Below are 12,208 nucleotides of genomic sequence, written 5' to 3' on the forward strand. Positions count from 1 at the left end.
TCATGAAAGAGCGAGTGATTGTCCCCGTCCTGTACAGCGTGGACGAGGCGTGCGAGGCGCTGCGCTTGAGCCGGTCCGCGATCTATGAGCTGATCCGGTCCGGTCGCCTGCGCTCGATCAAAGAAGGGCGCCGGCGGCTGGTCCCGGTCGCTGCACTTCAGGAGTACGTGGCGGCCTTCGATGAGGATGCAGCGTGAGGCCTACGCGACGTGTGCGCGGTGAGGGCGGCTTGCGTTGGCAGGAGGGGCGACAACGCTGGATCGCTGAGCAGACCGTTGGCTATGACGGCCGCGGGAAGCGCATCGTTCGGTCAGGCTCGGGCAAGACAGAAACGGCCGCGCTTCGTGCGTTGCGCGACCGTGTCCGGGAGTACGAATCCGGTCTGTTGCTGGAAGGGCGTCGGGTCACGGTCGGCCAGGTGGTGGAGGACTGGCTGAAGTTCGATCGGTCGAACGTGAGCGAGAAGACGCGGCAGGGCGACGAGGAGAAATACCGGCTGCACATCAAGCCATATCTGGGCGCCCGCCGGCTCAAGGATCTGCGGCCGGATGAGGTTGACCGTTGGCTGCTGGACCTCTCGTCGGAGTTGGCCTCCTCGACGCTGAAGCAGGTTCTATCCGTGCTGCGGCGCTCGGTGAATCGGGCGGTCAAGGTGCGGCTGGTGGATCGCAACGTTGTTGACCTCTGTCAGGCGCCGAAGGGTCGTCCGGGCCGGCCGTCGAAATCCCTGACGCTGCAACAGGCGTCGGATCTGTTGGTCCGGACTCGCGAGCAAGAGATGCACGCCTACATCGTGGTGTCGCTGTTGACCGGGCTTCGTCCGGAGGAAGTCCGCGCGCTCCGGTGGGATCGAGTGCATCTCGATGCGGAGGTGCCATTTGTCGAGGTTTGGCGGTCGGTACGCGTCGGTGGTGATGTGAAAACCGCAAAGTCGCGACGGACTTTGGCGATAGCCGGCTACGTGGTCCAGGTCCTCGAGGAGCACCGCGAACGTCAGGCCGTGAAGGCTGCTCGGAGTGACTGGCAGGACAACGGCCTGGTCTTCCCATCCGAGGTCGGGACTGAGCAGGACGCGCACAACGTCCGCCGGAAGTTCCGCGATGCGCTGAAGCAGGTTCCCGGGATCGTGCACACCGAGTGGGCTCCGTACGAGCTGCGGCACTCGTTCGTCTCGATTCTGTCGGAGCACGGGCTGCCGATCGAGGAGATCTCGCGATTGATGGGCCACAGCGGTACGGCGGTCACCGAGCTGGTTTATCGCCACGAGTTGCGGCCGGTGCTGGAGTCCGGGGCGACCGTGATGGATTCGGTGTTTGGCCTGGTCACGAAGGAAAACGGGACTGACGACGATGCAGCGTAGAGCTTGCGCTTGTCAGGCAGTTTGTCAGGCAGAGCCACTTTTCGGGGATCGCCGCGTCGGGCGGTTTTGCGTTTGCCCTAGTCAGAGTGGGTGGAGCCAAGGGGACTCGAACCCCTAACCCCCTGCTTGCAAAGTCCCGGGGGCACGCGCGTTACGCGGTGCTGAGCGCACCCCTGGAACAGCGTTGCTCGCCTAGCAACGGTCAATTTCACTCTTACTGCTGCAGTTCGCTGCTGCACATTCACCGTTGCGGCCGTCGTGGGCGACTCGGTGAACAGCAGTCGCCAGATCTGGACTCGCAGCGTGTCAATCCTGAACGTTCGCTGAGTTCGATGGGAGCGTTCTGGGCAACGTTTCGGACGTTCCCTTCACCCGGAGGCGCGCGTGAGCCCACAGCCGGTCGGGGCGGTTTGCCCGTCGGCGCGCTGGCGCGCTCTTGCTCCGGGTCGCCGGGAACCCGTCCCGTTTTGGGCATCCGACTCGGGGGAGTTGGTGGATGTCTTTCGGCCGCGCCTGTTCTGGGCCGCGGCGATATTCCCTGGTTCGACGCGCGTTGTCGCGTCTCTGCCGCATGCCGTTCGGCTGCGGTTTCCTTCTCTCCCCCGGAGGTAGTTCGTCATGTTCGATGAAGGCAAGATCCAGACCCTGCTGCTGGCGGTTTTCGGCCTGGTGGTGATCGCGGTTGGTATCGCGATCGCGGCGGGTGCGAAACGGGCCCAGTATTCGGAAACGGCGCGGGTCGGGTTCAACACGATGGTGTCGATCGTGATCGTGGCGGTCGGCTTGGGGGCTGTCGGGGTGGCCGCGTTCGGCGGCAAGGTGCTCGACGCGCTGGGCATCAACTGATCTGCGGTGATCGGTGATGCCGGAATTGCGTACCGATGACGGTCCGCGGAAGTTGCGGGCGGTCTGGCTGGGTCCGAAAGGTGCGACGTTGCCGTTTGAGTGGACCTATGTCCAGTGGGCGGTGACGTTGTTGATGATCCCGGTTGGCGTGGTGTTGGTCGCCGGGATCGTCGCCGGCGGTGGCTTGTTGATCTTGGGTCATTTGCCGTGGTTTACCTGGTGGTTCGGCCTGATCTACGGCGGGCCGGCCGGGGTGTGGGTGGCGGTCCGGTTGATGCGCGGGGTGAGTTTCGATGAACCGCTCCGGTTCAAGCTCACCACGCTGCCCCAGGAGTGGGGCCGGCAGTCGCGGATGCGAGCCGAGACCACCATCCGGTGGCAGATGCCGTGGCCGCCGGTGCGTGAGCTGCCGCCGACGGCGCTCGAACTCCCCGACGACTCCCTAGGCCCGCCCGATTCCGATGAGGAGTAACTGATGATGTTCAAACGCAAGGTTGTTGAGCAAGATCAACAACAGCAGTCGGATGAGCAGCCGGCCAGTGGTGCACGGATGGTGCATCCGGGCCGTGCAGCTGAGGGGTGGTTGCGGCGGCATCTGACGTCGCGCCGCGAGGTCACGTTTCCGTTGGCGACACGCGAGATCGCCGGGCCGTTGCAGTTCACGCGCGGCGGGGTGTTCGCCTGGTTCATGTTGGAAGGGCAGGCGTGGGACTTCCGCACCCTGGATGAGCGGCGCCGCCTGTGGGATCAGCAGACCTTCCGGTACGGGCAGTTGGCGGCGTCGCGTCCGGAGGGCCGGCCGATCCGGTTGCGGTTGTCGACGCGGCCGTATCCGTCGTTTGAGTACGCCCGCAGCCTGGATGAGCAGACGCCGGATCCGTTGCCGCAGGTAGAGGGCGGCGAATCCTGGGACGACTACCTCGGCCATGCCCAACGCCGGCTGCAATCCACCGGACTGGATCAGAAGATCACCGCCCTCGGCGTCTGGATCGCGCCGACCCCGAAACCCGCCGTCCGTGAGGAACTCGTGTCGGGTGCGGTGGCGCCGTCGCGGGAGGCGTTGGCGATCATCGAGCAGATCCTGCAGATCGAGAAGATCGTTTCCGGCCCGGGGTTTGACGGCTGCCGGGCGACCGGCCGGGAGATGGCGTTCCTGATGCACCGGTCGCTGTCGATGGGCGTGCCGGCACCGGTGCACGCCGGGGTGGGCGGCGAACGGTGGGATGTCGAGGATCTGGCCGAGTTCACCGAACGGCGGGCCTGGTTGTGTGAGCCGTACGCGTCGTCGGTGCAGGTCATCTCCGAGGTCCGCGGCACCCAAGTGTCGAGGTCGGCGGCGGTGTTGACGATGGGGGTGATGCCGGATCGGACCTGGCCCGAAGACGGGAAGGATCCGTGGATGGTGGCCTCGAACCGGCTCGGCTTCCCGGTCGAGTGGTCCCTATCGGGGACGTTGTTGTCGGCGAAGACGTTGTCGAAGGCGATCGAGTTCGAACAGAACCGGGCCTCCGGCATCGCCTCCCACTACGACGAACACCGGATGGCGCCACCTCCGTCGGTGGGTCGGGCGATCCGTGCTGCGGCCGGGAATCTGGACGAGGTCACCGAGGGCGATTCACGGACCGCGGCACGGTTCTTGGGCACGGTCCGGCTGGCCGTGTACGGGGCCAGCGAGGATGAGGCGTTGAAACGCGCCCGCGATGTCGTTGATCTGTATGGGGAGCGGTTGAACATGCCGCTGCATCATGCCCGCGGGCAAGCCCGCGCGCTGCGCGAATTCATCCCCGGCGAACCTCGCGCCGCGCACGGATACGAGCGACGGATGCCGGTCCGCTATCTCGCCTCCGCGTTGCCGAACGTGGACAGTGCCCTGGGCACCCCGACCGGGCCGTATCTGGGGTACGGGATCGGCTCGGCCCGACGGGCGTCCCGGTTCGACATGCACTACGGGCCGGAGGTGCTACAAACACCGGGTCTGTTTCCGATCGTCGCTGAGCCGGGCGGCGGGAAGAGTGTGTTGATCGGCACCCTGGCCTACAACGCGGTCCGGGCCGGGCAGCCGACGATCATCTTCGACCCGTCCGGACCGCTCGCGCGCCTGTGTGAGTTGCCGGAGTTGGCGCCGTTCTCGCGGGTGTTGGATTTGACCGCGTCTCGGGCGGGGACGTTGTCGCCGTATCAGCTGGTGCCCGAACCGACACGCGATGCCTTCACCAACGATGGCGGCGCGTTGAATGAGGTCGAGTTCGAACGGGCGGTCCGGCGGGCGGTGGCCGAGCGGCAGCAGTTGATGTTCGACGTGCTGCGGATGTGGCTGCCGTCCTCGACCCTGCGCCATCCGGGCACCGATGTGATGCTCCGCGACGCGCTGCGCAAGGTGGCCGAACGGGTGAAGAAACGCGGACTGCGCGACACCCGGACCAATCCGCGCTGGATCATCGAAGAACTCGAGCAGCTCGCCGACACCGCCAATGAGGCGTCGAAGGACCTGGCCCACCAGTTGGTGGAGGAACTCCGCGCGGCCTCGGAGTTCCCGCTGGGTGAGTTGATCATGCCGCCCCACCGGGCCCCGATCGACGACGAACAAATCGAAGACAAAACCCTCGTCGTGGTCACCATGCCCGGCCTGGCGCCGCCACCCGAGTCGGTGGAGCGGGAGTTCTGGGGATCGGAAGAGCGCTACACCCAACCCCTGCTGCATCTGGCGGCGTTCTTCGCCTCCAAGTTCATCTACGGCCGACCCCGCGACGTACGTAAGAACGTGTTTCTGGATGAGAACCATCTGATGGGCCAGTGGGGATCCGGTCGAGCGTTCTTCGTGAGACTGTCGCGGGACTCGCGGAAGTGGAACACCGCAATTGGCGCAGCCTCGCAGCATCCTGCCGATCATTTGTCGATCGGCCGGATGGACGCGCTGATGGGCTCGGCGTTCGTCGGCCGGCTGACCAAGGATGCGACCGCGGTCGAGGCGTGCAAGCTGATCCAATGCCCGGAGGACTACGCCCCGGTCATCCAAGCACTCTCCCCGAAGCCCCGTGAGGGTGAGACCACGGCCGAGACCGGCGAGTTCGTCTGGCTCGACCCGCTCGGTCGGCTGGGCAAGATCCGCATCGACCTGGACTGGCACCCCGCGCTCCGGGCAGCCCTGCAGACCACACCCGGCCGAGTACGGGGAACCGGGCCAGTGGAGCCGCAGCCGACCCCGTTCATCGACCCCGACCTCTTCGAGTACGTGCCCCACATCCCGATCGAGGACACCGTGGAGGCGGCAGCATGAATACCGCGGCCATTTCGCACCCCGGCGGGCATCGGTGGCTTGTTCGGATCGTTGCGTTGTTGATCTTGGCAGCGGCCGCGCTGACGGTTCAGGCACGGCCCGCGGCGGCCGACATCTGTAAGGATGCGCCGGCTCCGATCGAGCCCAAGTCCGGGCTCCCGGGATTGTTGACCAGCAGGCCGAAGGACATCCCGGATCAGGCGCCGGATCCGTTTGCCGACACGTCGGTGCCGATCGGTGATGTGTACGGGTACAACTGGCAATGGTCGAACTACGACCTCGGCTGCGGAAACGACTTCCTCCGCGACCCGGTCGCGGTGACCAACACCAAATCCGGAAACGTCGTCCTGTCCTTTGTCGGCATGGTCCCGGCCGGTGTCGCCTCGTTGGAGCAGATGGCCCGGACCTCGTCGCTGGCCTGGCTTACCACCGTGATCACCGGCATCGCCGACAAACTCCGCACCCCCGTACTGGCCGTGTGGCTGCCGCTGGCCCTGCTGGGCGTCGGGGTGATCATCGGCGTTCGGGCGAGACGGGCCAGCTACTCCGACACGCTGCGCACCCTGATCATCATCACCGGCGCGATCAGCCTGGCCGTGTTCGCCCTCGCCTACCCCACCATCGCCTCCAGAACCGCAGACAAGGCCGTCGTCGCTGTGGCCGACGCCGCAGGCTCCCAGTTCCCGCACTCATCGTCCGATGCGATCAACCGGGAGAGCGCGTACAGGACCTGGCTGGCGGGGAACTTCGGCGATCCCGACTCCCAAGTCGCCAAAGACCTCGGGCCACGGTTGATGGCGGCGACGCACTACTCCTGGTCCGACATCAAACGGATCCAGGCCGACCCCGATGCCAAAGACGACATTGACGATGCCAAAGCCGACGAATTCAAGAAGATCGCCAACGAACTCGAAGACCGTAACGAGGGCGCTTACGACACCTTCACCGGCAGGGGTGAACGGACCGGACCGGCCCTGTTCGGGATGGTGCTCGCGCTGTGTATGTCGTTCTTCGTGATCGTGTCGATGATCATGGTCCTGGTCGCCCGGTTGATGATGCAAGGTCTCGCCCTCGCCGCACCCTTGGCCGCCGTGATCGGGATCCTGCCCACCCACACGTTCGCCCTCGCCCGGGTGTGGGATCTGTTCACCGCCGCCCTCCTCGCCGTGGCCAAGTTCGTCATCGCCGGCGGTGTGATGACCATGGTGCTGGCCGCGATCGAAACCAACGACGATCTGGCCGGGGCGCCGAAACTGTTCTGGATCGTCGTGGCCACCGTCGTCGGGATCGTCCTCACCCACCCGGTCCGCAGCTTCAAAACCATCGTCCCCGGTATGGACCCCAACCGCTCCTACATCCGCACCATCATCTCCGGCGTCGCCAGCTACCTCGGAGCACGCGCCGGAGCCGAAGACGGCCAACACGACGACGGCGAGGATGAATCCTCGACCCAGACGAAGAAAACAACCACGGCTCGACCCTCGCCCGACGCGCGGGAATCACTGCCCGCACTGCCCGCGCCGCAATGGCAGTCGGCCGACCAGACGTCCAGCGTCCGAGTCATTCAAACTGAGCCAACCCAACCGCCCACCACAGCCACAGCCCCAGAAGAGAACCGCGTATGGCCCGGAGTCGTCACCGCGCCACGCGCCGCAGAACTTCCGGCCGCATCCGCACGGATCTCTGCCGTACCCGAGCCTGCGTTGGCCATCACGGCCGGCACGACATCGACAACCGAAAACGACCGGCAAGCCGACACCTCATCTGAGAGCGGGTCCGGCGGATCGTCGGGGACCGAGGCTGATCACGGATCCAGCACCGTGACACCGGATGTGGATCGTCCGCGGTCGAACGTACCGGCCGAGAACGGCAGCGAGGTCGTCTACCCGACCGGGATCATCGTCGCCGACGACGAATCACCGCTCTACCGGCGCTCCGAATCCGACGACGGCCGGTCGCGGGAAACCTATGTTCCGATGGGCGACCTCGAGCTCGCCCAGGACGGCAGCGAACACGACCACGTGACCTACCACAGCGGAGCCGGCCATGCGACGCCGTGACCCGCTGACCTACGACCTCGGCGACCCACACCCCACGGCTTCGACGGTGAGCCGGCCGATGATCTTGCTGCTCGCCAGCATTCTCGCGATCGCCGCGCTCCTGGTCGTCTGGATGCTGCACGCGGTCAACCGCACAACCACCGCCACCGACGACAACGCGCCCGAAGCCGTGGCCTCCTCGGCTTCGCCGTCCACCGAGGCGTCGGCATCGCCCGCACCGTTGGGATCGGATGAGGCAACCGCCGGCATCGCGCCGACCGGAAGTCAGACAGCGACCGCCGAGTTCGTAGCGGCCTGGCTCGAAACAAACCCCACTGCGCGGAAGCAGGCACTGCAGCGCACCGCAACGCCGGGCCTGGCCGAACAGCTGATGATGACCACACAGGAGAACATTCCCGACGCGACACCGGCCGGGGCGCCGACACTTGAGCACGCGTCGACCTACAGCGCCCAGTTCGTCCAGAACCTGACCGGCGACCTGAGCATCCGCGTCTACCTCGCTGCCGATCCGCAATCCCGCAACGGCTGGATCGCCACCTCGGTCGAACAGGCCTGATCGTGGATCCGAAAACCGCGCAGATGGCAGTCCAGATCGGGCTCACCCTCGCCCGATCCAAAGCGGTCCGGTACGTAATCGTCGGCTCGATCCTGGCCTCGATGCTCGCGGTGCTCTCCCTCACCTTCGGGCCCTGGATCCTGACCACCCAACTCGCCGCCAGCATGAGCCACCACAACCAGCAACAAAGCACCGACGGCGGAACCTGCTCCGACACCACCGGCACGAGCGACACGACCGGCGACGGGCAACAGTCCGCGTCAAACCTGACCGCTGCCCAGGTCGGCAACGCCAAGATCATCTGGACGGTCGCCCAATCCATGTCGCTCGGACGGCAGGCGGCCGTGATCGGGATCGCCACCGCGCTCCAAGAAAGCGGGCTGCAGAACCTGCCCCATGGCGACCGCGACTCGGTCGGGCTGTTCCAACAGCGCGCCAGCTGGGGCAGCTACACCGAGCGGACAAACCCCCAGACATCGTCGCGGCTGTTCTTCCAAGCGTTAAAGAAGATCCACGGCTGGGAACTGATGTCCGTCGCCGCTGCAGCACAAGCCGTGCAACGCTCAGCCTTCCCCGGCGCCTACGCCAAACACGAAAAGGCCGCCGCCGGCGTCGTCGCGACCATCGAGTCCAAGGCCGAGCCGGGTACCGTGCAAGCCCAGATCGCCGCGGGCTCGGCCATGTGTGGAACCGCGGCCGCGGAGTCGTGCCCGCCGACTGGAATGGCTGTCGAAGCCGGGCTCACTCCCGACGCCCTACGGGTGCTGCGCTGCGTCAAACAACGGTGGCCACAACTCACCAGCTTCGGCGGCATCGGCGAGCGCCCCAGCAACGTCGACCGCGACCACCAAGACGGCCGCGCCATCGACGCCATGATCCCCAATTACCACAGCGACACCGGACGGAAGCTCGGGAAGACCATCGCCGACTGGGCCGTCGATAACCGCCAGCGGCTCGGGGTCAAGTACGTCATCTGGAACGCCCAGATCTGGAACGCCGAACGTGCGAAAGAAGGATGGCGCGTCTGCGCCGGCCCAGACGCCAGCTGCTACAGCGGACCCGACGACACCGCCGCCCACCGTGACCACGTCCACATCTCCGTCTACGGCAACCACGCCGGCCAAACCGCTGCCGACACCGGCACACCGGTGCTTCCAGTCGAGCAATACGTGCTCACCGCCCGGTTTGGTCAATGCTCCAGCCACTGGGCCAACTGCCACACCGGCCTCGACTTCGCCGCACCCACCGGCACACCCATCCACGCCACCCTGCCCGGCACCGTGATCTGGACCGGCTGGGGCGGCGCCTACGGCAACCTGACCAAGGTTCAAAACGGCGGCGGTGTGCAAACCTGGTACGCACACCAATCCGCCGTCGACGTCAAGGTTGGTGACACAGTGACCGCAGGACAGCTCATTGGCCAGGTCGGCGCCACCGGCAACACCACTGGACCCCACCTCCACCTCGAGGCCCGCGTGGCCGGCAACCCGGTCGACCCCGACCAGTGGCTCACCATGCGAGGAGTCAAACCATGAGCGAACGGCCAAGCCGGTGGGAAGACCTCGCCTTCGACGAGAACGGTCGCCTAGTTGATGTCAACGGCCCGGTCGAGTTCGTCGAGTTCGGCCCACCTCCACCTATTACCTGGGTCTCGGTTCTTGACGTGCCCAACGTGTTCGGACGTCGCGCGGCGACGATGAACTCGCGTGGACCCACGTATGGCCTCCGCATGGCGTCAGACATCTTCGAGAACGGTGGCAGCCTGTACGTGAATCTCATTGGCGAGGATCAATGGTGGGACTGGCGATCGCTGCCCGACGAACAACGGTCGGAACGACCAGGACGAGCGGTGTGCTGGCACGCACGGTACGTATGGGCCGAGGTACGCGAACATCCGGAACCGGTGACACCGCCGAGGGCTGCGGATGACTCTTGAGTCCGTACGATCTTTCGCTCACAGACATCAGTGCGCAGCCTCCCCAGGGTGGACTCTAACTAACTCCGTACACTTCCCTCGCCTGATCGACTGCCCAGGGTGTTATCTGGCCTGGAACCGCACGGGATTCCTCGCGCCTGACTCAGCCGGGTCCCCCCTGTGTACTCCCGACGAACGGAGTGGAGACCAAGAGCCTGGACGGAGGGACCTGCCGGGCCGCGCGAGGCCTGTCGGTGTAGTTACGACTGTGCTCATCCGGTGATGCAGGCGTAGCTTCCCCTTCTGGAACCGCAGCTGTGGTATTGTTTGAGGAAGTTGAAGGGAGGGCTCATGTCAATCAGCCCAATCGGTCGCCCTGTACTTGAGTATGCGGGCGCGGATGCTGTTCAGCGGCTCCAGTCGCTCGGACTTACGGTCGATTCATTGCGTGGGGCAGTTGAGCGTGGGAGTGAGCATCGGCAGAATGTTTCACCGTTGAGTCCCAAGATGTACCCGAGCCTGGTGATGTGGGCCCAGACTACCCAGGCACTGCGTGAACTGCTTATTCCGTCGGGGCGTGATTGGGAGCCGAATTCAGAGTGGAACTACGAGACAGTTGACAGCATTGCGACTCGGACAGCAATCGTTGTAGTTGGAGGAAACTCTCGGACCGGCAGGGCAGGGCCGCCATACCCAAGCACGGATCGGCCACGGGGGCCTATGACACGGCACAGGGTTGATCGAAATTCGGATCCCGCCGTACCGATTCCAGGGCTTGGTGGCGATGCCGCGAGTGATGCGCCCGTTCGGCTGCGCACTTGGTTCCTGATGATTTACGGAGCTCGTAATCGGGTCCAAGTTGAACTATCACTACCTACCAGTTATGACCAGCACAATTATGTTGGAAACTGGGCCGAGCGGATCCTATTGGACGACATCGACACGGATGGAGACGTTTCAGTTGAAGGTTGGGAACCCGATGGAGAAGGCCCAACAGTCAGCGTCCATCGCCGATAGCGAGTTTCTGCCTGAGCGCCTCACTGTCGCGCGCGAACGAGTGGGCTGGACTAAGGCCGAACTCGCGGACGCGTGCGGAGTTACACGCCGAACGGTCTCTGACTGGGAGGCAGGGAGAGTCGTGCGACCGCCAGTCGAGCAAATCGCGGACGTTCTCGACTTTCCTGTGGGCTTCTTTGGAGTCGAACCCGTTGACCAGGTCGACGTGGAGCATGTGAGCTTTCGTGCTCTGACTAGCCTCAGCGCGAGAGAACTTAAGAGTACGATCGCCGCCGCAACTATTACTGGCTCGCTAGCGCGGTGGATTGACGAGAATTATGCAACCCCTGAGGTGGATATTCCATGGCTCGACCAGCTGATCCCCCCGGTGTCACCCGGGGATCCAAATCCAATTCAGGCGGCGGCCAGCCTACGCAGGATCTGGAATATCGGTGATCGGCCAATCCCCAACATGATGTCTCTACTGGAAAGTCGGGGAGTAAGAATATTCAGCCTCTCTCCGGATGTTCGCGAGGTTGATGCATTCTCACTGTGGCTGAGCGAGAGACCTACGATCTTTGTGAATCCCGACAAGAGCGGAGAACGTCTGCGGTTCGATCTCGCCCACGAGCTGGGCCACCTAGTGATGCATCGTGCCGTTGTGACAGCAGGCAGACGAGAATGCGAGATATCGGCAAACTCATTCGCCGGGAGCTTCCTAATGCCCGCAGCGAAATTGATGGCGATAGTCGGTCGAAATGTCAGCCTCACGACGGTTTTCGAGTTGAAGCGTCTTTTTCGCGTATCGGCGACGTCGATGGTTTTTCGATTGCACGAGTTGAAGCTAATCAATGACTGGAAGTATCGCAATTGGATGTCTGATCTGAGCGGTCGTGGATTTCGGAGATCTGAGCCGGATGGGATCCCGTCTGAGAAGTCCGAGCTGCTAACGCAAATCGTTCGTTTGGCGCGTGAGGATGGCCTGCCGATTGCTCGGCTCGCGGATAACTTGCACATTCCCGCCCGGGATGTCAGGGCAGCATTGGGCGGGTTAACACTCGTCAGTATGTCATAGCTCGTGATTACGACAAGATCGGCTTGTTTCCGTCGGCGTATACGGCACGTCAGCCTCGTGATTCAGAATCGCGGCGTTACCGGCGCGCATCGACTGATCCCCGACTTGGCCCTCGCCTGTGTA

Annotated in this window: 10 protein-coding genes; all 10 read left to right on the forward strand. The window is 64.5% G+C overall.

Translation table 11 applies throughout. The features are described 5' to 3' along the window. Positions 1-2 precede the first annotated feature (2 nt). The 10 genes from FOE78_RS01710 to FOE78_RS01755 all read left to right on the forward strand — a co-directional run bounded on the left by FOE78_RS01710 (position 3) and on the right by FOE78_RS01755 (position 12,085). Positions 3-197: a helix-turn-helix domain-containing protein gene (locus tag FOE78_RS01710; protein ID WP_143984792.1), complete on the forward strand. Its 195-nt coding sequence runs from the start codon at positions 3-5 to the stop codon at positions 195-197. Between the two features lie 152 nt (positions 198-349). Continuing rightward, positions 350-1,360 (forward strand): site-specific integrase, encoded by a 1,011-nt coding sequence (locus tag FOE78_RS01715; RefSeq protein ID WP_210414756.1) that lies wholly within the window; start codon positions 350-352, stop codon positions 1,358-1,360. A 618-nt stretch (positions 1,361-1,978) separates the two neighbouring features. After that, complete coding sequence (locus tag FOE78_RS01720; RefSeq protein ID WP_143984794.1) at positions 1,979-2,206, forward strand: hypothetical protein; 228 nt, start codon at positions 1,979-1,981, stop codon at positions 2,204-2,206. Positions 2,207-2,294: 88 nt separating this feature from the next. Then, positions 2,295-2,678, forward strand: a complete 384-nt coding sequence (locus tag FOE78_RS01725; protein ID WP_143984795.1) for a hypothetical protein — start codon at positions 2,295-2,297, stop codon at positions 2,676-2,678. Positions 2,679-2,681: 3 nt separating this feature from the next. Next, on the forward strand, positions 2,682-5,483 hold the full coding sequence (locus FOE78_RS01730; protein ID WP_143984796.1) for an ATP-binding protein: 2,802 nt from the start codon (positions 2,682-2,684) through the stop codon (positions 5,481-5,483). Then, positions 5,480-7,543 (forward strand): hypothetical protein, encoded by a 2,064-nt coding sequence (locus FOE78_RS01735; protein ID WP_143984797.1) that lies wholly within the window; start codon positions 5,480-5,482, stop codon positions 7,541-7,543. Before FOE78_RS01730 ends, FOE78_RS01735 begins: the two co-directional genes overlap by 4 nt. Then, positions 7,530-8,099 (forward strand): hypothetical protein, encoded by a 570-nt coding sequence (locus tag FOE78_RS01740; protein WP_143984798.1) that lies wholly within the window; start codon positions 7,530-7,532, stop codon positions 8,097-8,099. Before FOE78_RS01735 ends, FOE78_RS01740 begins: the two co-directional genes overlap by 14 nt. A gap of 2 nt (positions 8,100-8,101) precedes the next feature. After that, a complete protein-coding gene (locus FOE78_RS01745) occupies positions 8,102-9,634 on the forward strand; it encodes a M23 family metallopeptidase (protein ID WP_143984799.1) in 1,533 nt (510 codons plus the stop codon). Further along, positions 9,631-10,035: a hypothetical protein gene (locus tag FOE78_RS01750; protein ID WP_143984800.1), complete on the forward strand. Its 405-nt coding sequence runs from the start codon at positions 9,631-9,633 to the stop codon at positions 10,033-10,035. Before FOE78_RS01745 ends, FOE78_RS01750 begins: the two co-directional genes overlap by 4 nt. A 958-nt stretch (positions 10,036-10,993) precedes the next feature. Next, a complete protein-coding gene (locus FOE78_RS01755; RefSeq protein ID WP_168207326.1) occupies positions 10,994-12,085 on the forward strand; it encodes an XRE family transcriptional regulator in 1,092 nt (363 codons plus the stop codon). The last annotated feature ends 123 nt before the right edge of the window (positions 12,086-12,208 follow it).

It is taken from the genome of Microlunatus elymi (genome assembly GCF_007362775.1).
GTDB classification, from domain to species: Bacteria; Actinomycetota; Actinomycetes; order Propionibacteriales; family Propionibacteriaceae; genus Microlunatus; species Microlunatus elymi.

Excerpts from the sequence above, each read along its gene's own strand:
- FOE78_RS01710 (WP_143984792.1), top strand. The coding sequence starts at position 3 with ATGAAAGAGCGAGTGATTGTCCCCGTCCTGTACAGCGTGGACGAGGCG.
- FOE78_RS01720 (WP_143984794.1), top strand. The coding sequence starts at position 1,979 with ATGTTCGATGAAGGCAAGATCCAGACCCTGCTGCTGGCGGTTTTCGGC.
- FOE78_RS01730 (WP_143984796.1), top strand. The coding sequence starts at position 2,682 with ATGATGTTCAAACGCAAGGTTGTTGAGCAAGATCAACAACAGCAGTCG.
- FOE78_RS01735 (WP_143984797.1), top strand. The coding sequence starts at position 5,480 with ATGAATACCGCGGCCATTTCGCACCCCGGCGGGCATCGGTGGCTTGTT.
- FOE78_RS01740 (WP_143984798.1), top strand. The coding sequence starts at position 7,530 with ATGCGACGCCGTGACCCGCTGACCTACGACCTCGGCGACCCACACCCC.
- FOE78_RS01750 (WP_143984800.1), top strand. The coding sequence starts at position 9,631 with ATGAGCGAACGGCCAAGCCGGTGGGAAGACCTCGCCTTCGACGAGAAC.
- FOE78_RS01755 (WP_168207326.1), top strand. The coding sequence starts at position 10,994 with ATGGAGAAGGCCCAACAGTCAGCGTCCATCGCCGATAGCGAGTTTCTG.